The sequence below is a fragment of the Pseudoalteromonas sp. NSLLW218 genome, from assembly GCF_015864775.1.
In the GTDB taxonomy this organism is placed as follows: Bacteria; Pseudomonadota; Gammaproteobacteria; order Enterobacterales; family Alteromonadaceae; genus Pseudoalteromonas.
The window spans coordinates 25,436-45,844 of record NZ_JADYWO010000002.1 but is presented as its reverse complement, the minus strand read 5'-3'; the positions used below and the strand labels follow the sequence as shown (position 1 = coordinate 45,844).

17 protein-coding genes are annotated in these 20,409 nt (G+C 36.9%); 4 read left to right on the top strand and 13 right to left on the bottom strand.

Translation table 11 applies throughout. The features are described from left to right. Nucleotides 1-31: 31 nt before the first annotated feature. The 10 genes from tssC to tagH all read right to left on the bottom strand — a co-directional run bounded on the left by tssC (nt 32) and on the right by tagH (nt 12,832). Entirely contained in the window at nt 32-1,522 is a 1,491-nt protein-coding gene (gene tssC / locus I6E80_RS02955) for a type VI secretion system contractile sheath large subunit (protein WP_024598492.1), read from the bottom strand. Then, nucleotides 1,519-2,022 carry a type VI secretion system contractile sheath small subunit gene (tssB, locus tag I6E80_RS02950; protein WP_024598491.1) on the bottom strand — a complete coding sequence of 168 codons (504 nt, stop codon included), beginning with the start codon at nt 2,020-2,022 and terminating at the stop codon, nt 1,519-1,521. The genes tssC and tssB overlap by 4 nt, the downstream gene beginning before the upstream one ends. 16 nt (nt 2,023-2,038) lie before the next feature. Continuing rightward, on the bottom strand, nt 2,039-3,154 hold the full coding sequence (tssA, locus tag I6E80_RS02945) for a type VI secretion system protein TssA (protein WP_197184743.1): 1,116 nt from the start codon (nt 3,152-3,154) through the stop codon (nt 2,039-2,041). Between the two features lie 220 nt (nt 3,155-3,374). Next, nucleotides 3,375-4,172 carry a PP2C family serine/threonine-protein phosphatase gene (locus I6E80_RS02940; RefSeq protein WP_076924336.1) on the bottom strand — a complete coding sequence of 266 codons (798 nt, stop codon included), beginning with the start codon at nt 4,170-4,172 and terminating at the stop codon, nt 3,375-3,377. Further along, a complete protein-coding gene (gene tagF, locus I6E80_RS02935; RefSeq protein WP_197184742.1) occupies nt 4,165-4,893 on the bottom strand; it encodes a type VI secretion system-associated protein TagF in 729 nt (242 codons plus the stop codon). The genes I6E80_RS02940 and tagF overlap by 8 nt, the downstream gene beginning before the upstream one ends. Further along, entirely contained in the window at nt 4,875-8,387 is a 3,513-nt protein-coding gene (gene tssM / locus I6E80_RS02930) for a type VI secretion system membrane subunit TssM (protein ID WP_197184741.1), read from the bottom strand. The genes tagF and tssM overlap by 19 nt, the downstream gene beginning before the upstream one ends. A 9-nt stretch (nt 8,388-8,396) precedes the next feature. Continuing rightward, nucleotides 8,397-9,677 (bottom strand): type VI secretion system protein TssL, long form, encoded by a 1,281-nt coding sequence (tssL, locus tag I6E80_RS02925; RefSeq protein ID WP_076924339.1) that lies wholly within the window; start codon nt 9,675-9,677, stop codon nt 8,397-8,399. A 21-nt stretch (nt 9,678-9,698) separates the two neighbouring features. Beyond that, nucleotides 9,699-11,027, bottom strand: coding sequence for a type VI secretion system baseplate subunit TssK (tssK, locus tag I6E80_RS02920; protein WP_076924340.1), 1,329 nt, complete (start codon nt 11,025-11,027; stop codon nt 9,699-9,701). Between the two features lie 14 nt (nt 11,028-11,041). Further along, complete coding sequence (gene tssJ, locus I6E80_RS02915) at nt 11,042-11,506, bottom strand: type VI secretion system lipoprotein TssJ (protein ID WP_024598484.1); 465 nt, start codon at nt 11,504-11,506, stop codon at nt 11,042-11,044. A 15-nt stretch (nt 11,507-11,521) separates the two neighbouring features. Further along, complete coding sequence (gene tagH, locus I6E80_RS02910) at nt 11,522-12,832, bottom strand: type VI secretion system-associated FHA domain protein TagH (protein WP_197184740.1); 1,311 nt, start codon at nt 12,830-12,832, stop codon at nt 11,522-11,524. Nucleotides 12,833-13,325: 493 nt separating this feature from the next. On the opposite strand from tagH, the gene I6E80_RS02905 reads away from it, so the two are divergent. Beyond that, complete coding sequence (locus I6E80_RS02905; protein ID WP_197184739.1) at nt 13,326-15,299, top strand: serine/threonine-protein kinase; 1,974 nt, start codon at nt 13,326-13,328, stop codon at nt 15,297-15,299. A 171-nt stretch (nt 15,300-15,470) separates the two neighbouring features. After that, complete coding sequence (locus tag I6E80_RS02900) at nt 15,471-15,827, top strand: PEGA domain-containing protein (protein WP_024595403.1); 357 nt, start codon at nt 15,471-15,473, stop codon at nt 15,825-15,827. Between the two features lie 64 nt (nt 15,828-15,891). Here I6E80_RS02900 and I6E80_RS02895 read toward each other — a convergent pair whose 3' ends face one another. Further along, nucleotides 15,892-16,260, bottom strand: a complete 369-nt coding sequence (locus I6E80_RS02895; protein WP_197184738.1) for a DUF1294 domain-containing protein — start codon at nt 16,258-16,260, stop codon at nt 15,892-15,894. Nucleotides 16,261-16,312: 52 nt separating this feature from the next. Here I6E80_RS02895 and I6E80_RS02890 point away from each other — a divergent pair, with 52 nt between their 5' ends. Then, nucleotides 16,313-16,843, top strand: coding sequence for a hypothetical protein (locus I6E80_RS02890; RefSeq protein ID WP_024598480.1), 531 nt, complete (start codon nt 16,313-16,315; stop codon nt 16,841-16,843). Between the two features lie 69 nt (nt 16,844-16,912). Here the strand turns inward: I6E80_RS02890 and I6E80_RS02885 are convergent, their stop codons facing one another. Beyond that, nucleotides 16,913-17,455, bottom strand: coding sequence for a carboxymuconolactone decarboxylase family protein (locus I6E80_RS02885; protein WP_024598479.1), 543 nt, complete (start codon nt 17,453-17,455; stop codon nt 16,913-16,915). A 113-nt stretch (nt 17,456-17,568) separates the two neighbouring features. Here I6E80_RS02885 and I6E80_RS02880 point away from each other — a divergent pair, with 113 nt between their 5' ends. Beyond that, a complete protein-coding gene (locus tag I6E80_RS02880) occupies nt 17,569-18,153 on the top strand; it encodes a TetR/AcrR family transcriptional regulator (protein ID WP_197184737.1) in 585 nt (194 codons plus the stop codon). Between the two features lie 84 nt (nt 18,154-18,237). Here the strand turns inward: I6E80_RS02880 and I6E80_RS02875 are convergent, their stop codons facing one another. Beyond that, nucleotides 18,238-20,358, bottom strand: a complete 2,121-nt coding sequence (locus I6E80_RS02875; RefSeq protein ID WP_024598477.1) for a methyl-accepting chemotaxis protein — start codon at nt 20,356-20,358, stop codon at nt 18,238-18,240. Between the last annotated feature and the right edge of the window lie 51 nt (nt 20,359-20,409).

The following is a 20,409-nucleotide window of genomic DNA, read 5'->3' as shown; positions in this document are numbered from 1 at the left end:
TGCATTATCCTTAACGCTAAAGATCAGTTTATTAACCGATCTCTGGAATTTTAGCTACAAGACGTAAAGAGGAAGTAAGCTCTTCCATTTGTAGCCAAGGTCGTAACCATGCAACTGCATTGTATGCACCTGGCTGACCTGGAATTTCCTTAACCGATACTTTTGCATCAGCTAGAGGATAACGCGCTCTGATATCTTGACCACCACCCTCAGTCGCGTTTACGTACGATAAGATCCAACGGTTTAACCAAGATTCAACATCTTCCGCTTCCATAAAGCTACCAATTTTGTCGCGCGCCATTACTTTTAAGTAATGAGCAAAACGAGAAGTAGCCATCAAGTAAGGTAAGCGAGCCGATATTGCCGCATTTGCTGTTGCATCAGGAGTAGAGTAAATTTGTGGTTTTTGACAGCTTTGGCCACCAAAAAATACTGCATAATCTGTATTTTTGTAATGACAAAGAGGTAAGAAACCTAACTTGCTTAGTTCTGCTTCACGTCGGTCTGTAATGCCAATTTCAGTCGGACATTTAAGATCTGGATCGCCATCATCGCTAGTGAAAATATGCGTAGGAAGACCTTCTACTTTACCGCCACCTTCAGCACCACGTATTGCAGTACAAAAACCATACTGAGCGAATGCTTTAGTCATATTAGTAGCCATAGCATATGCAGCATTACTCCAGCAATAGTCGCTGTTATCAGTGCTTAATGAACGGCCATCTTTAGGCTCTACTTCAAACTCTTCGTAGTTAAATTCTTCAACTGGTTTTGAAGCTGCGCCATAAGGCAGACGAGATAGGAAACGAGGCATTGTTAGTGATACAAAGCGTGAATCATCGCTGTCTCTAAACGAGCGCCATTTTGTGTATTCTAGAGATTCAAATACTTTTTCTAAATCGCGAGGTTTAGTTAGCTCTTCCCAATTATCAAAACCAAATAATGAAGGAGATGAAGCTGCAATAAACGGACAGAAACCAGCTGCTGCAACATTAGACATTAGGCTTAATGTTTCAACGTCTTCAGGATGATTAGTAAACTCAAAGTCACCTACGATAGTACCGTAAGGTTCGCCACCTGGAGTACCAAATTCAGATTCATAGATTTTCTTAAATGTTTGACTTTGATCAAATTCAACAGCTTTACTTAAGTCTTTATGAAGTTCTTTTTTCTTCATATTTAGCATACGAATTTTAAGTGTAGCACTTGTCTCAGAATTCATCACTAAATGGTGCAAACCTCGCCAAGAGCCTTCTAACTTTTGAAACTCTTCGCTATGCATAACTACACTTAGCTGTTTAGATATTTTTTGGTCGATTAATTGAATCGCTTCATTAAACGTCACTGTCATGTTTTTGTTCCACTGAACAGTCCCTTTTAAGGCTTCTTCTGTCAGTGTTTTAAGTAACTCTTCTGCACGGCTTGCATCTGTTTGTTTAGTTGCGCCAATTGCTTGCTCTAAAAGTGAAGACGTTGCTTCTGAAGTAGACTCTAATTCAGTACTTAGTTGCTCTGTACTCATTTTTCAGTCTCCTCTATTTTTAGTTCTTTTGCGATAGAGTCTAAGCTTGCTGTATTGCTTAATACTTCTTCAAGTACGTTTTCTAATTCTTCTGAGCGATCAATCTTAGTCATTAAATCGCGTAACTTGTTGCGTGTTTCCATTAATTTACGTAATGGCTCAACTTGATTCACAACAGCTGCTGGCTCAAAATCGTCAATCGATTTAAAGTTTAGTTTTACTTCAAATTCAGAACCATCATCATTAAGCGTATTATCAACTAATAATTTTAGTGAAGGGCTCATACGCTTTAAAACGTCATTAAAGTTTTCACGATCTATTTGCACAAATCGTCTATCTTTAAGTGGTTTTAATGCTTCAGTGTTATCACCAGAGAAGTCGCCCATAACACCAACAACAAATGGTAATTCTTTTTTTACTGCAGTGCCTTCAGTTTCCACATCATAAGTGATGTGTACGCGAGGCTTACGAACTCGTTTTAATTTATCATGGATACTCATAGAGAACTCCTTTTACTTATGTTTCAGTTTCGCTGATTTTAATGCCAGACAACTTAAAGTACCCAGTCCTAGCATCACTATCTGTAATTAATTCATTTAACAATTCAGGTAGCGACAACTCGCTCCATCGAATTACTTGCTCTATGGTGTAAGACATAGGCGAGTGTGGTTCTGTTTTTCTAAAAAAAGATGCAATTTCTTTGAGTTTATCTATCGCACTTTCTCTTGAGTTAATTTCGTTATTAGCTTTTACAGTTTGATTTACAGTAGTTTGACCTTCTTCGTCATCACTGTGAACAACTTCTTGTACCGCATTGAGAGCTGCTTTAGCTTTTTCTGCAGCTTCAAGTTTATCAGCCGCAACATGTTCAACAGCTCCAAGGCTAACTTCTAACGCTTGCTTTATGTTAGACGTTGGCTGAGGTTGACCTGTCACTCTATCCATAACTTCGCTTAATAAAGCAAACTGTTCAATAGCACTTTCGATATCATGCTTCAAAGTCACAAAAAATTCAGTACTGGTTTCTGATGCACTTCTTTCTATGAGTTCATAGTCAACCGCACCTAGATTAATCTTTTTCTCTCTTTTTTCATCACTTAAACGAGAAATGTCGTAGCCTTGTTGATACTCCCAAAAAGAGTACGATTCCATACTGGAACTGTCTGTCAAGTAGATGCTTTTAATAGGAATTATTAAAGTACCTTCACCAGCAGAGCCATTAAGACCAACTAAAGCTGAAATTTTATCGGATAACTCATCATCGTCATCTAATGACGGATACAGCTTATCAAAATAACTATCGAGCAGATTATGAGCAACCTTAAAACCAAAAGCTAAGCCTTTAAAACCGTGAATACGGCAAAGGCCTTCTATAAACCAAGCTAAATATTCAATATCTTTGCTTTCGTTTTTAATTGCTTTACTGCATTGTTCTAATAAAGGAAGCCAATCTCTTGCTAATGAAGAAATACCTTCTTCATCAACCAACGCATTTCTTTCTGCGGCACGAAGCTGGTTTCTTAAATCTTTTAAGGCGTAATAAGTCGACGTAGGAGAAACATCAGAACGGGGATCAATACCTGCAATCTCGGTGTCTGAAATAGGGGAAATATACTCTTCAAATAAAAACATTCCGTCGTCCTAATAATTATCCATAAAACTCTAATAAAGCTGAGCGGATTTTATATTACATTCTTTATAATAAATTACAAGCCTAGTTACAATTGAGTTTAAACCTTGATTATTACTTTTACATAAACAATTAGAATATTAATATACTTTAAATTAATAAATGTAATTAAAGTAAAAACTCAAATAAAGTAAACTAAAACAATTTCATTTTAAAATAGAGCTACCTTGAAAACAATGGAATTGTAGCTTCATCTTGAATGTTGAATGTTTCTGAATTATTGCCAGCATAACTTTCATCGTACTTTATTAAAATACACGTTACGTTGTCTCTTGCACCTCTCACTAATGATGAGTGCATTAACGCCATTCCTGAATCAATAATACTACTTGGCTCTAATGACAAACATATGTCTTCATCTGACAATTCGCCGGTGAGCCCATCTGAACAAAGTAAAAATATATCGCCTGTTTTCACTTCATTTTGAATAACGTCCACTTTTACTTCTTCGGTTACACCTACAGCCCTTGTGATTACATTTGATAATGGATGCGTCTTAGCTTCTTCTACTGAGATAATCCCTTCATCGATTAAATCATTTACTTGGCTGTGATCTCTTGATATTTGCCTAAGTTGACCATCTCGCAGCATGTAAGCTCTGCTATCGCCAACCCACAAAACATAGTACTTATTATTTTTTAAAAATAATGCGGTAACTGTACTGCCCGCGGTTTTACTACCTAGATATTGGGCACTGTATTCGTTTAATTGCCTATTAGCATCTTCAATGGCTTCAACTATGTGTGATACTTCTAGTTTTTCAAGTGGAAGCTCTTCAATTTTTGCTCTTAATACATCTACAACAAGTTGGCTGGCAACTTCACCAGCCTCGTGACCACCCATCCCATCTGCGACAACCCATAAGTTATGGCTGTTTATTTCTACATGCGCATCCTCGTTAAGCTGCCTGACAGCACCACGATGGGTAATTGCATAACTTGTACTAAACTTGCTAATCACTATTTCTTACCTGTGTAAAATTCCATTCCCAGTGTTTCCACCTTCCATCTAACATTGCCGCAACTTGATTTACCGCAGGCAAGCCAGGAGTTATAAGTACCATTGGTTTTATGTTGCAAGAGCCATGCGTCCACCAAACACTGTAATCGCCATGTCTTTTTAATAAAAGAGCATGCATTGCATCTTGAAGAACTTCACTCGATAGCTCATCACCTGAAAACTCAAATGCTTCTGCACTTTTATTTTTATCTGCTGAATTTAAAAAGCTAACCTGCTTTTTAACTCCAGATATAGCACTTAAAGACTTAGCAACCTCTTTACGCCAAGAAAACAAATCAACGGAACTATCTAGAACTTTTAATACAGTATCTTCATACTCTAAAGAGAACACACCCGAGTTTAAAACATCAATCGGTGCATGCTCTAGTGTACTTGCAACAGTAAAAGGGTAATGTCGTCCCACGGCATCCATACTCGGAAACAACGTACCCATAACCCCTTTGTCACCAACAATATTTGGCGATAATGCAAAGTGCCATACTGGTCCGGTTAAGTAGTTATCTTGCCATACTTCACCTAGTTGCTCTTTACTCACTGCAATGGCTGCTTGCAGCCATTGCTCCCAATGCTCTGAAAACTCTTTCGATACATTATCTTGTACAAAGTCACCTAAACTAGGCACTTTGCCAAGATAACCAATATTTATAATCGGGTCGGACATGAAAACTTCTCTACACTTTTGTTCCAAAATGGATGCCTGATTGATTTAGGCAATAACTCGACTTTCGCATTGTTCCCCATGAGTGAAAAATGTAACTCTAAGTCTTCACGTGTTTTTGCTCTTTTAGCACTTAACTCGTCTAACATACGATATAGCGACCATTCACCTTGGTAAGTTGTATTAATAGGGCGACCACCACTTGGAGGAGTAAATTCAATCCGAGTATTACTTTGCCCTGTTGATCCTGGCCATACAAAGTTAGTTATTTTGATTGGCCCATGACGATATGACATAGATTGCCCATCAATTTCGACCCTGAACTTTGATACTGATTGATCTAATTCTACAGTCCTTAAACCAAACTCAATTCTTGGTGTTGCACTACCGCCATCAAAAAAGACAGTTTGAATTTGATTAGCAAGCTCAAACATCGCTAATGTATCTCGGCTAATGCCTATATCTTTTTCAAATTTCCATGGCGTTGAGCTCATATCTACACTTGGCGCAATATAGTTTGTGAAAAAGCTATCAATTGTTCCTCCAGGGCCGAAGAATCGAGTGAAATCTTTCATATTCACTTCTTTATCTGCGTATGGAGAGAACGGATAACGGCCAACAATTGCAGCGTTATATTCGCGTAACACCTTACTTTTCCACATCTCGTTTAAGTGTCTGTTGGCACTATTTTTAGTTATATTGCTAGTATCACGACTGATATCTAACAACCAACTATTAAACGGATAAGGTAAGTCTCGGCTTTGGAACTCAAGTTGACGAATAAAGCTTGGCTTACTTTTACCGCTAATTTGATCTTTAATTGACGACTTTAACTGATCGCCTCTATCAAGTTTGGTTAAGTAAACGTTTAACTCTCTTAGGTTTTTCTGAATATTATCTAATTGTTGAGCATCAATATTTATTACATCTTCAAAAGCTTCTTCAACTTGATGACCCGGTAATTTAATATCAAATTTAGGGGCTTCGTCAGGTAAAAATCGTTTGATACGATTAGCCTTTGTTTGCATAGCAATTTCAGCAGCATTTGCTGCCACTTTACCTGCAGCCTTTTGATTATCAGATACTGGTAATTTAGTTAGCTGCACATTTTTTTGAACAGCAGTGATAATATTTTTAATAGGAGCTTCAGAACCCGCTAGAGCATCAGTGATATTAACCCCCTCAGCAGGAGAGCTATATTGATTAAGGCTCAAATCATCAATAAATGATTGCCAATAATAGATATAATCTTGAAAATATCGCTGCTCTAGCTTTTTCTCTATTTCATCTTTAGAAATATCGTAGGTACCCGTGGCCTCTTCACCATACACCCAGCTACTTGCCATTAAATTACCAAGCATTTTACTTTTCTCAACATTAAAAATGCCGTGGAAACCATTAAATGTATATAAGCCAGGGATACTTCGCGTAAGCTCACCGTCATTTCTAAAAGTAAATTTTTGCGCACTTTCGAAACTAATAATATCTGTAAGCCTAAATGGCGGGATACTGCTATCTAAGAAGTCGGCTTGAAGTCGTTGGTATGCTCGCTCAGCAATTGGTAGCTTAGTTAGCTCAGCTCGTGCAACACGCACTGCTTGATTATCAATTTCAATTTGGCTAACACCGTTTTCAAGTAATGTAGCAACATGCTCCATCAGCTCTACTCTGGTTTGCATATTTTTATCGCCTGGTAAATTACGTTCTAAATACGCGTTAAACCATACCGTTATATCTTCGCCTTCAAAGTATTCAGGCTGAAACAACATGAGGTAACACTTCAGTGTTTCGTATAAATAACTCAAGTGCTCAGGATGAGCTTCCATTTCTTTAATTAAGGTACTTGCAATAAACGGTTCTAAATACGTTTGCAATGAACGGTCGTAGGCTTGTGTAGAAGCCATTTTTATTTCATTTAGTTTGTTAAACCCAATTGATTTAGACTCTTGTGTATTAACAAGTTCAGGGTTGCTTGCAGGTAAGTTTCTAAGAGCTTTTAATCTGTCGTTTAGTACCAATAAGTTATTACGATCAAATGAGGCGGTATCAAGCTCTTGGTACGTTGCAATCGCATCCTCAGTCTCTGAAATTAAGTTACTATTCCAAGCAAAACTAAAGTACCACGATGTTGAAAAACCAAATAAAGCTATGCATGCAAGCGATATGCTACCAACACGAAGCCATTTATTTTGTTTGTCATGATGTTTGTTAGTGCTTGCTAAGTTTTGCTCTGGAAAAATTACACCTTCTAATACATTCTTTATAAAAAAGCTTTTAGATTGGTTAATGTATCCAGATTCGCCTGCGTTTGCTTCGTTTAAAAAGCTTGATGGCGTACCTTCTTGCGTTGCACTTGTAAGATAAACACCACGAAACATTGGTAGTTCTTCGTATGCATTAGGAGTGAATATTTCTTTTAAAAAAGCATCTCCTACACCTTGTAGCACACGAAGCTGCCTTGGGAATTCGAATATTTTAGCGCGAATTTCTTCGTTTCTTTCATTAATTAATCTACGATTTAACATCTCGGTTAATTTAGAAATTAATGTGTGAAATTCTTTATTAAATGCATCTACTTGCGTGTCTTTATCTAAATCAAGTTCAAAGGTTACGCCCCAGACCTGCTCACATTCTTCTTCAGTTAATTCGCCAAAAAACTCTCTAAAGCCTTCTATTAAATCAACTTTAGAAAAAATAACGTAAACAGGAAAAGTCATGCCTAATTGGCTTTGTAGCTCTTGTAATCGTTGTTTAATAGCGCGAGCATGTAGGTTTCTCTCAGTTTTGGTCTGGCTCATAAGCTCAGAAATACCCATACTGATCATTACACCATTAATCGGCCTAAGAGGACGGTACTTACGAAGTAATCCTAAAAAGCCTTCCCATGCACGTGAATCATGCTTTGCGTGGCTGCTTTGCGTTGTGTAGCGCCCTGCAGTGTCAATTAAAACAGCTTTATTGGTAAACCACCAATCACAATTACGCGTACCGCCAACACCATGAACTAAATCAACACCCAGCTTATCTTTTAGTGGGTAATCAAGCCCTGAGTTATGAATAACGGTAGTTTTGCCAGCCCCTGGCGGTCCTATCATTATGTACCAAGGCAGCTGGTAAATGTTTTTACCTTTGAACAGCTTTACATCTTTTAAAAGATCGATAGCTTCGTTCATTCGCGTTTTAAGCGTGGTAATTTCTTCATTTACTTCAGAGCTATTTGTATCGCTATTACTATCAATTAACTCATCAGCCATTTTTTCGTCTCGTTTGCTTTGTTGCATAAGACGATAAATTTTAGACACAGAAAAAACCAATAAAACCAATATAATAGTAAACAGTCTTGCTGCAATACTTTGTAGTGGTACATAGTCAGCTATCGCTATTAATGGGCCGCCAAACCAAATTAGTAATGATAAAGCCAAAAAGCCAATAACTAGCATTGCCGTACGAGATGTAAGTGCGTAGGTCACTTTTTTTATTTTTTGTGAAAAACTCATTTCAGCCTCTTAAAATAATAAATCGATTTCAATTCGTCGGTTAAGTGACCGAGAAGCTGAATCTGAATTACTGGCAATAGGCTCTGCTGCGCCCTTACCTTCGGGCCATAAACGCCCACTGAGGTTTGTACTTTTAGCCATAGAGTTTGCAACTTGCGTTGCGCGCGCTAAAGAAAGGTGCCAATTTGAAGGATATTTATCAGTTCTAATTGGTGTATCGTCTGTGTGGCCAGTTATTAAAATACGTCCTTTAGTTCCTTCAAGGCTCAATGCTAGCTTTTCTAAAATAGGTTGAAATGAAGGTAATAATTTAGAGTCACCTTGGTTAAAAAGGCTCTCACTATTAATAGAGATTCTGATTCTATCGATATTTTTCTTTATCGTTACAATCCCCATTTGAATCTCAGTTTGTAATAGCTGCTCTAATACAAGTAGCTGCTGATCCTTTTTGTCTATTGCTTGGTCTTCAGCTAGAGGATGAATGATAGCAAGCTTGTCATTAACAGCCGTAACATCATCATTTAGCTTCATATTTATAAATAAATAAACAGTAAGTAAAAGTAAGCCCAGAACAGAAAAAATAACCCACAACGGCACCTGATTTCTTAATTCTACACCAGCGGCTACTCTTTGCTTCCAGTTAGGAGAAAGCTTATTATTGATTGGCCCATCTAATTGATTTAATAGGTGGTACATTTGTGAGCGGTATTCTTCTACTTTATTATCACCCACAGTATCTAACCTGTACTTACCTTTAAAACCTAAATTTAAACAGTGGTACTGAAGCTCTAAAAAGGCTTTGTGTTGCTCTGGCTGAGACAATGCATTGTCTAGTAAAGTATAAAAGTACTCTCCGCCAAAGGTCTCTTTATGAAATGTTGAAAGCAAGCTTTCGTCAGCCCATTCCATAGAGCTCCATTTAGAATTTAAAACAGACTCATCTAAAATTGCACATAAGCAATAACGGGAGTTTTTGATTACATCTTTTGATAGGTTTTGATTACGAACTTCGACTTCAAAGCGTTTAATAGCCTCTACACATCGATGCTTTAAAGCAGCTAAGTTAGTCATCTCAACTGATTTTCTAATTGAAATAACCAATGAAAAGCAGTCTGTTGCTGCTTCCATTAATGGGTTTTTAAATATAGATACCTTTGCATTACTAGGAATACTACTTGCAACAGGCTCAACAGACATGACTGTTTTGTCTGGATCATTATCTACTTGATTATTATTTGAGGCATCACGCCCTAATCGACCAGGACGTGGTTTTATAATGGTTTCGTCCATTGAAACTCTTCCTTTTAAAAGTTAAGTTCTTATTGCCCATAGGCTTAGTTGTAACTCGGGGTAACTTCCTGACAAGTGAATAGCAATACCACCACTTGAATGAAGTTTTGCCCAATGCTCACCATGTTTATTTAATTCAAAATAATGAAAACCTGCATGGTAAGGAATTTGACGCGGTGCAGTTGGTAAGTTACTGATTGTAATACCTGGGATCTGATTGTTTACTAAATCTCGGATCGTCTCAACGCTACCTATTTTTATTTGAGAAGGTAATATCTTACGAAGCTCTTCGTGAGGAACACTCGCCTTAATAGCCAATATAAATTGACCTGAGCTAAGTACAGATTTGTCTTTGAGCGCACCAAAAGAAATACCAAACTTGCTCTGCTCTAGCTTTATTTCTGTTGCAGTTTGCTCGATTACATGACTTAAAGATTGATATAAAAAGTTTACGACTTCACTAAATACAGGACCTAAATTTTTATGATCGTACTTAGGTAATTTAGGTACTCTTTTGTTTACTGTACTAAAAGTAGATAGCTCACCTGCAAGCTCTATTAAACGTGTATAAAGAATATTTGGGTGAAGGTTATTAACTGATAACAGGTTTTCAAAAACAGCGTCATACTTATTTAGTGTTTGCAGCATAATAAAATCAGCTACAGATGTGCTCCCCGCATAGCCTTGGCACAACCTAACAGCGATACTTTCTGAGCGCTGCTTTATCATTGAGCCAATTTCTCTCACTAGACCAAGTAATGGCTTACACTGACCTACTTTTAATGAAGCTGGAATATACTTTGAATCGAGCTTAATTTGCCCTTCGCTACTTACTTCAACAATGCGTGCTAATGGCAATAATATATAGCCAGCGTGATCGTCTGATGACAATACTAGCTTACTAAATACCTTAGCTACTTGAATAATTTCTTGAGCTTGCGCACCTAAAGAGTCATCGCTTACTGATAAGTCATTAAGTTTATAACGCGTAACAATATCCTCATCCAACGATGAAATATTAATACCACTGGCTTTTAGAGCAGGAACCGCTAAATAAATTATTTCGTCATAAACATCTTTGCCAACCACTAAAGGCTCAGGCAAAGAGGTTGATTGAGGCATATCGATAGGTAACAAATCAGGAGTAATAGCTGACAATGACTCAATAGCAAACTGGCCTGAACTTAATAGTTGAGTGTCAATACTTATATCAAGTATGCCCCAAGGATCTGCTAAGTTCCCATTACAAATTTGCTTAATTAAATGCGAAAAGTGCTTATCTGACTGCTGAAAGTGTTGCGGCCTTAAGAACATCCCTTCGGTCCAGGCAACACGAGTGTTATCACTCATTATACAAATCCTTTTTATTGCTCTCTCATGTATGTAGCAATTGCTTCAACATTTACATCTATATCGTCATAGCCAGTTGGGTCAACTTCGATTACAGCTCTCCATCGTGCTTGATCTATATTTCTGTACGCTACAACAACACCAACATATCGTGTATTGCGGTTTAAGGTCATTTTATATTCTTGAACAGAGTTTGGCTGTAATTCTAATTCATCTTTCTTTAATAAGTCTGGGCCTAATTGTTTTTCAGGTGTTTCATACAAGCTAAAGAAATCCTGAGTATCAAAAATTGTCCTCGAGCTCAACTCAAAAATTTTCATTACTACCGGTGAAGGTCTATCCGACGTGTCTGGGTTTACATTTTTAGACACATTAATTTTTAGATCCGTAGAAGGAGGCACAAACTTATTAACAGTTGAACAACCCATGGCTAAAAACAGTAAACTGAAACTCATTAAAAAGAGCTTAAATTTGTTCATTATCTACTTTCCTTTCTAGAACGATTCTTTAATTCTATCGTTGTATGCTTTTAAGAAATCATCCGACAATGCCATAGCTCCCTTACTATTTACATCATGAGATAACTCATCATATAAATTTTGGTATAACTTCCAGCACTTAGACTCTGTTTGGCCAGGGATGATTTTTAATACGTTAGAATTATCATTTATTTGTTGATTTATATGTTGGGGAGAAACTTGCTCTAACATCCCTTTTAATACGCCGTCAGCTCCTGCTAATAAAGCATGTTCATGTCTTCGCGTATCAACAAAGCTTTCTTTGATTGATTCTTGAGACGACAGGAAGCTTGCACTATTTCTGATGAATAAATTCTGAATAACGTCATCAATATCTGCCGAAAACTTAATTGGGTTATTTTGTTGAGTTTGAAACATCGTTTGGTTTAAACGCAATTGGTTTTTTACAAGCGCTCTTTGGCGAAGAGACTCCATCAACTCGGTCAGTAATAGATTTAACCCTTGGCCCATTTCAAACCAAAGTTCTTGTGAGTTTAATGAATTTTGTAACTCAGCTTTAACCCCCAGCCCGTTTAAAAAAGCATCAGTTAAAGCGGTGTCTTCATTATGTGATGTTGGATTTTTTTGCACTACTGGTTTATGAGCAGGCTTTACTGCTTGAGGTTTAGTTACAGGCGTATCTAGTACTGGTGTATTAACTGAAATTTGCTGTTCAACAGCTGGTTTTTGTTGTGGTTTACTTACAACGGGTGCTTGTTGAGTTACAGCGCCAGGGTTCATTAAGTGAGCAAGCTCATCCCAGTTCTCAGGTATTTGGTTTGCTGAATTATCGTCAGCTGCCTGAGTCATAGAAACCGCAGGCATAGACTCATCCATTATTGATTCATTAAAGTACTGTTCTGGATCAGAAAAATGCTCAGTAGGATGCTGATAAGATCTTGCTGGCTCTTTGCTAATACTAGCTGCTGCACTTAAATTACCATAATCGGTATCAGGTGTTTTTTCATTAGTAGCTAATTTCACCTCTATTTGAAAATCACCCACGGTGATCGTATCACTATCCGACAAGCGTTGTTTATTACCTTGACCTAATGGAGCTACGCCAAAATTTACAAAAGTACCATTTGTAGATGTGTCGTAAACATAAAAGGAATCACCCTCTTTTACTATGCGTCCGTGCTTACTAGAAATGATTTTTTCAGGATCCGGAAAATGCCAATCACATACTTCTGAACGGCCAAATATTAGAGAGTCTTTTACTGTTTTAGTTGCTTCAATTTCTGGAGAGAGTCTATGATAACTAGTGATGTTTAGTATCAGTTCCATTTGATAAGTTAGTCCCATAAATCTACATTCTCATTAGGATAAAGTAGAAGAGAAACTATTGTCAACATTGAAATTAATATATAAAAATATACTCAACCATACAAAAGCTCAAATTTAAATAAATTAAATTAAACAAAACCTCTATAAAAAAGCCCTTTCAAAACTTACAAAAGATATTTTGTATGTTCCCATTTAAAAAATTGCTATTTAATAATTAGCATTACATTTTATTCATTTTAAGCACATAGAAGTGTTATAAAGCAATGCCTGTAGGCCTACACTGTTTATAAAAACAAATAGCAATTAAACGATATTTCAAAAATTACTATAAAAGCTCTAAATTTTTTAAAGTTTTGTACGAAAGTTCTGCTATAGAAACATTGCTAAGTTAGCTAATTTTTGTAAAAATACGGCACTTATCAAAGGGAGAATTGATAAAAATAAAAAACTCACCTTTGCGATTATTTTAATATGCACAATAAAAGGATTTATAATGAGCGGTGTCAACAGTTCTAATGATAAAACGCAGATAGCTTCACTTGACTCAAAACTTCGCACGTCAAAAGCAATAAATAAATTAAACCTTATTGGTAAAAAAGTATCGGATCGCTACTTAGTTGAAGAACTTATTGGCCAAGGTGGTATGTGTTACATTTACCGAGCCAGAGATTTATTTTTAGAAAGTGCGAGTCGTCCTGAAGTTTTTGTAGCGATTAAAGTATTGTTAGAAGAGTTTTCTCATTCTGAAGAAGCTATTTCACTTCTTAAAGATGAAACAACTAAAACACAACAGCTCTCTCACCCTAATATTGTAAAAGTATATTCTGCAGGCTCTGATAATGGTTTACATTATGTAACCATGGAATTAGTAGAAGGCGAAACGCTTGAGCAAATAATCAAGCGCAATAAACCCTCTGGAATGGTTTTCAAAAAAGCGAATGTAATTCTTAACCAACTTGCCGATGCATTAATTTATGCCCATTCTCGTGGCGTTATTCATAACGATTTAAAACCATCAAATATAATTTTCGATTCTAATGGTAGCCTTAAGGTACTCGACTTTGGCATTGCAAAACACAAAACCATTGAAGATGCCTATGCAGTTAAAAGCGAATCAAGCTTAGGTACTGTAGGGGGCTATACACCAACTTATGCAAGTCCTGAACAACTTAAAGGTGCTGCAGCATCCGTTAAAGATGACGTTTTTTCTTATGCGTGTATTGCCCTAGAATTATTGAGTAGCAAACATCCATATAATCGCGTTGCAGCAGACACACTCCCTAAAGATACATCGGCAAAACGCCCTAGTAACTGCCCTTTATGGTTGTGGGGCACGCTTAATAAAGCAATTTCTTTAGATGCAGCAAAAAGAACTGATTCGTTAAAGCCTGTTTTAGATAAGCTTCAAAGTAACTTTAAACCGGCAATAGCACTTGCAGCCAGTACTGTTGTGTTAGCCCTTTTGGCTGGTCAATACTATCTATCAAATACAAATAATATAAAGCAGCTTGAAGCTAAATTAGATAATGCAAAAGCAATAAACCAACAAGTAGAAACATGGATGTCTTGGAATGGACCGGAGATTCTAAACAAGCTTGCAGAAATCCCACCTCAATACGAGGTATTAAAACAAGGCTTATTAAGATCTAATCAAGCTAATATTCTACAACGTTTTGATTACAGAGCGAATCAAATCAATACAAGCGCTAACAAGTTTAAAGACTTTGATGAAACAATTAATGTTTATAGTAAGGCCTTGGAGTATTACCCAGATTCAGAAAAGCTATCGGTACAACTCGAAAGCATTTTAAGAGAGCGCCAATCAATAATTTCAGATATTACTTCTCGTATTGATTTGTTACTTGAGCAATCTCGCTATAGTGAACTGGACAATAATAGTATTCCACAATTAATCAATGATTTAAGTGTAGTCGATAGCACCTACGTTTATCGCCCGTCTGAAGTACATTTTGATAACTATAAACTTGCCTTAGATAAAGCTATTGAAGAAGATGATGTTATCACGCAAAAATCTTTACTTAATGTTGGTAAAGCTATTTTCACCAATAATCAAAAAAACGAACTTGGCTTTGCCAATCTGCTAAAAAGAGAGTCGGCGATAGATGCTTTAACGCTTTACCAAAAGAAAGTAAACCTAGGTGAGCCAGCTGATTTTCCTACTGAAGATGCCATCGTATTTTACGGTCCTAGATTTGATAGATACACACAAAAACTAGAGACGATTGAAGAGTACAAAGATTTATTAGATTTTGAAGAATTAATCAATACCGAGTCTGCAACATTACCTAAAGACTTTTCATTACTCGTTTCTTTAAAACAAGAATTATCTAGACGCTATATCACTATGGCAAATACGTTAATGAAAAGAAAGATGTACCGTACAGCAGAACAATTAGTTGAAAGAAGTGAAGCTATTACTCAATCTCTTGATAATGTAATGCTTTAAACAACTATTTTATTTCGTGAGCATCACCAAATAACTAAAAATATATTAAACTAACAAACGTTTTGTTTTAACAAACGAAGGTCAAGGACGACGGGTTGAGCGATCATTTTGCATAAACTCCTCCAAGATTTTTCGTAATTATCACTATTTAAATGAGTTTATGGAGTACCTATGAAAAAGATAAGCGCACTAGCGGCATTACTAATACTAAGTGGTTGTTCAACTACATCGTCTGTAGATGAAACGCAGCAACTTGCAAAAGAAGAAGCAGTTCAAGTACAAGAAGAAATTGTTGAAGCTGTAGCACCTATTTCATTAACTGTAATCACTAACCCTAGTGATGCACGCGTACGCATTATGAACATTGCGCCTGTGTACCAAGATGCTATTGAACTTAAAGAAGGTAAGTATGACGTTGAAGTAAGCAAGCCAGGTTACTTAACTTACCGCAAGTGGGTTGTAGTCGATAAAAAGACAATTTTAACAGTAAATTTAGATGAAGTAGCAGCAACTGAAGCGGCTAACTAGTCCAATATCTAAACTTTAATTATGCCTTTGAACATTTCACATGTATTAAAGGCATAATTTTAAACTACACAAAAAAATATAATCCCCCCATAGCCGCAACATTCACTAAAACACATAACCACAGCACAATAATAAAACGTCGCTTTTGCGATTTATGACGAAGTAATTGTTGAGCAATTAATGCCCCTGGCCATCCTCCAAATAATGCAAGAAGCTGCAGTGCGCGCTCTGGTGTACGGTTTACTTTTGTATGTGAAGAGCGTTTAGCTTGTCGCTTATCCCACGCGTACATAAAAAAGGTTATAGCACTTAATACACTTATATAACCAGGTACATATATTGGTATATAAACGGGTAAGTATTGCAGTGGGTAAGCCAGCCAAATGGCAGCTAAATAAAGTAATGAGAACGTTATTAATATTTTCTTTATCAATTAATTATCACCTATACTGGGCTTATAAAAACCTAACAACAAGAGTCAAATTATGACATATTTTAAATCTCTATTCTTAGTATTATGTTTGTGCACATTTAGTAGCTTTGCTAATGAAACTGCCAGTAACCTTGATAAAGAGCTAGAAGTGTTTAAACCTTACTTAGGAACGTGGCAAGCAGACTTTAAAGTACCTGAAGGTGCAAAACCTGTGCAAGATGTGGGTAAATGGGAACGCGCGCTAAATGGTAAGGCTATACGCACTATGCACTCAATTAATGAAGGTGAGTATGGTGGCGAGTCGATGATTTTTTACGATACTAAAAAGCAGTCACTCGTATTTTACTACTTTACCACCGCAGGATTTTATACAAAAGGGATTATGAAGGTATTAAGCCCTACTCAGTTTGTCGCTTATGAAGATGTAACAGGCAGCAAAGATGGGATCACAAAGGTTAAATCGACTAGTGATTTGAAAGACGATAAATTTATTGTATCGACCTCTTATCTTAAAAAGGGTGAGTGGACTAAACCTGAAAGCCGTACTTATACACGCAGTACAAAAGTGGTTAAATTTAAATAGCCGCGATTTATAAATACAAAAGACAGCCTAGGCTGCCTTTTTGTTATTTCATTCTTTAAAAGTCGTAAATTATTTTACGAATTTTTTAAATGGTGCATCTACAGGTGTATCTGCAAGATGATTAGTGTAGTTGCTCATTACTTTTTGAGATAAGCCAACAATAATTTCAAGTAGTTGCTGCTTGCCGTAACCTGCTGCAAAGAACTTTTCGATTTGCTCATCACTGATCACGCCACGTTCACGTGTCATTGCTAGTGTAGTTTCACGAAGAGTTTCTAGCTTAGGATTTTCAAGTGGTGTTTTATTTACAAGTGCATCAACAATACCTTGGTCAACTTTCATTGACGCAGCAATGGCGCTGTGTGCTGGTACACAGTAATGGCACGCGTGCTCAACATTAATTGATTGCCATACCACTGTAAGCTCTTCTGCATTGAACGATGTTTTTTGAAACAGCTCATGCAGTACTTGGTAACCTTTAAGTAATGTTGGTGCTTCAGCCATTACTGCGTGTAAGTTAGGTACCATACCAAATGCAGCTACTGAATCAGCCATTAGAGATTTTGATTCTTCAGGTGCGTTATCTGCTGTGTATAAAGTAAATTCTGCCATGTTTAGCTCCAATAAATAATTAGGTTTAAGTAACTTCGAGACACATAATATTTGATTTTGAGCGACTGTTCAAGTTAAAATTGAGCAAATGTTCAAATTAATTGAGAAACAACATGGTTAATAAGGTGAAGTTTGAGCGCGAGACAGTTGTCCGCCTTGCAAGTCAGCTATTCTGGGAAAAGGGTTTTCATGCAACTTCGACGCGTGATTTACAAGATGTTGTAAACATGCGCCCAGGAAGTATCTATTCTGCTTTTGGTTCAAAAGAAGGCCTCTATATTGAATCGTTAAAAGACTACACAGTGCAAATGGAAAGCCAGATTAAAGAATGCCTATCTACATCAGACAGCATTCTTGGTGGTTTACGTGCTTTTGTTGAGGATGTCGTCACAAAGAAAGAAAGTACACCGAGTGCTATTTGCATGTTGGTGAAAGCTAATTGCGAGTTTGCCGATAAAGATAGCAATTTATATCAACTAAGTTTAGATTTAGCTGATAAGTTTGAAAACTATCTTTCGATTCTTTTTGAGCAAGCAATTGAAAACAATGAGTTGAGTAATAATATATCAGCGCAAGAATATGCACGTTTTTTTGAAGTTCAATTTACTGGGTTACGTGGTTACTTTAACCGCCCAGGTGTAGAGTCTCTTGCTCAGCCTATGATCAATCAAATGTTCAAGATCATAAAAAGCCTATAAACACCTTCCAATCAATAATTTGAATAAAAAACGGCAGTAATTAAATTACTGCCGTTTTTATTTTATCTGAATACTTAATAAGTATTATGTTTTTAATTTATTTAGCTCTGAGTCTTGCTGCGCAACAAGTTTGTTAAGCGCTTCGCTACTATCCCCCGCTTGTGTAGATAAGTCAGCAAGTTGCGAGGCGGCATCAGATATAAGCGTTAAATTACGGTTAATTTCTTCGGTCACTAAGCTTTGTTCTTCAGCAGCGGTTGCAATATGTGTAATTTGATTGGTTATTTCATCAACTTTAACGACAACACTGTGCAGAGCATCAAAAGCTACTGATGTTTCATCAACAGCATTTTGCGCACGTACTACGCCTTTTTCAATAACGGTAGACGCATTACCCACTTCAGATAATAAGCTATCAATTAACTGGCTTATGTCATCTGTTGATGAACGCGTTTTAGAAGCAAGTGCACGTACTTCATCAGCAACAACAGCAAAGCCTCGGCCATGTTCACCAGCGCGCGCAGCTTCAATAGCTGCATTAAGAGCAAGTAAGTTTGTTTGTTCTGAAATAGTACGAATTACATCTAATATTTGCGTAATGTCTTTACTGCGCGAAGCTACTTTTTCAACGGCTTGATTAGCTTCTTTAATTTCTTCAGACATTGTTTTAACTTGTGTCATCGCTGACGATAAGCTCGATTCACTGCTTACTACCAAGCTGTTTATTTCATCGGCTTGTTGAGCTGATTGCTCTGATGCTCTGGCGACTTCGAGTGCTGTTGCGCTCATTTCGTTCATAGCCGTTACCACACTTTCAATTTCTTGAAATTGAGATTGAACATTATGCTTAGTATCAATAGCTATATGCTGCGCTATTTCACCTTGTTGCTTGGTTTGATCAGACACATCTTTAAGTTCTGTAATTAAAATACGCAACTTAGATAAAAAGGCATTAAAGCCACCAGCTAAAGCAATTAGCTCTGCATGAGTTTCAACATGAAGTGTATGCGTTAAATCGCCTTCAGAACTTGCTAAGTTATCTACACGTTGTTGAATTTGCTGAAGAGGCGCAACCACGCTACCAATAACAAATTTCATTATTAAAAATGCAATAACGCCAATAACAGCACCTGTAATTAAAATCATCGCGCCTAAATCGTTTGCAGTATCGGCCATATCTTGTGACAGTGCATCAGGGCCCGCTAAAGCTAAGTTACTAGGTACTTCAATAAGTAAAGACCACTGTCTATTAGCTAGCTTTATATTTATAGGGTAATTAACTAAGTACTCAGACGATGTTTTAAATATGCCTTTTTGGCCCTTAAATTTTTCAAGCTCTTTAAACAAGTTAGAACTAACAGCTTCTTTGAATGGGCGCCCTAATTTAGATTTATAATGGCTACTTCCCACTACTAAACCAATATCGCTAAGCACGGTTACTTTAGCTTGGCCATTATAAAGCTGTTTAGAAAGTTCCTCAGTCATGGCCTGAAAGGTCGGCAGTGTTAAATCAACACCCGCTAAACCAATAAACTGACCCGATTTTAAAATAGGCACTGTTAATGAGGTAAGCATTACTGAATCGCCAGATGGGATTTCGTATAAATACGGTTCCATAATACAAGGCTTGAGTGTGTCTTTTGCACACAAGTACCAATGTGCTTCACGAATGCCGAACTCATTAAGTGAGGTAATATATTTATCAGCGGCATTAGCTACTTTTTGCTGCTCAATCACGTTATTCTGATCGCGTGTTATATAAACTTCTAGCGTACCATCGCCATTAACCGAGTGCTTATAGCCGGTTGTAAAGCTTGAATCTTGTCCATCAAACGCATTTGGTTCAAACTGAGAGTAAATAGATGATAGTAATGTATTTTGTTCTAAAATAGAGCGATTAATACTCACTACTGTATCGCGACTAAGGCTTTCGCTTTTAGCTGCATCACCTAATAACGCAGCTAAAGAGTATGGCACTCGGTAAGCTTCGTTAATAAAGCCCGCTATTTTTTCACCATATATTGCTGCATTTGCATTCAACTTTTCTTCAACTTCAGCAACAATATAATCTTCTGACTTGCTTGCTAGTTCGGTATTACTTGCAGATAACTGCCACCACAAAATGCTCGAAAGCACTAATACAGTGATAAATATACTTCCAACAGTAAGCCAAAGTAATTTTTTTGCTAGCGATATTTCCCGCATTCATCTCACCCTTAAATTAAAACTACTGATATAGTTTAGTAGATCTAACCA

Coding starts and splice junctions, on each gene's coding strand:
- tssL (WP_076924339.1), bottom strand. CDS start 9,677: ATGGACGAAACCATTATAAAACCACGTCCTGGTCGATTAGGGCGTGAT.
- I6E80_RS02875 (WP_024598477.1), bottom strand. CDS start 20,358: ATGCGGGAAATATCGCTAGCAAAAAAATTACTTTGGCTTACTGTTGGA.
- tssJ (WP_024598484.1), bottom strand. CDS start 11,506: ATGAACAAATTTAAGCTCTTTTTAATGAGTTTCAGTTTACTGTTTTTA.
- I6E80_RS02880 (WP_197184737.1), top strand. CDS start 17,569: ATGGTTAATAAGGTGAAGTTTGAGCGCGAGACAGTTGTCCGCCTTGCA.
- tssB (WP_024598491.1), bottom strand. CDS start 2,022: ATGAGTATCCATGATAAATTAAAACGAGTTCGTAAGCCTCGCGTACAC.
- tagH (WP_197184740.1), bottom strand. CDS start 12,832: ATGGAACTGATACTAAACATCACTAGTTATCATAGACTCTCTCCAGAA.
- I6E80_RS02900 (WP_024595403.1), top strand. CDS start 15,471: ATGAAAAAGATAAGCGCACTAGCGGCATTACTAATACTAAGTGGTTGT.
- I6E80_RS02885 (WP_024598479.1), bottom strand. CDS start 17,455: ATGGCAGAATTTACTTTATACACAGCAGATAACGCACCTGAAGAATCA.
- I6E80_RS02890 (WP_024598480.1), top strand. CDS start 16,313: ATGACATATTTTAAATCTCTATTCTTAGTATTATGTTTGTGCACATTT.
- tssC (WP_024598492.1), bottom strand. CDS start 1,522: ATGAGTACAGAGCAACTAAGTACTGAATTAGAGTCTACTTCAGAAGCA.
- I6E80_RS02905 (WP_197184739.1), top strand. CDS start 13,326: ATGAGCGGTGTCAACAGTTCTAATGATAAAACGCAGATAGCTTCACTT.
- tssA (WP_197184743.1), bottom strand. CDS start 3,154: ATGTTTTTATTTGAAGAGTATATTTCCCCTATTTCAGACACCGAGATT.
- tssK (WP_076924340.1), bottom strand. CDS start 11,027: ATGAGTGATAACACTCGTGTTGCCTGGACCGAAGGGATGTTCTTAAGG.
- tagF (WP_197184742.1), bottom strand. CDS start 4,893: ATGTCCGACCCGATTATAAATATTGGTTATCTTGGCAAAGTGCCTAGT.
- tssM (WP_197184741.1), bottom strand. CDS start 8,387: ATGAGTTTTTCACAAAAAATAAAAAAAGTGACCTACGCACTTACATCT.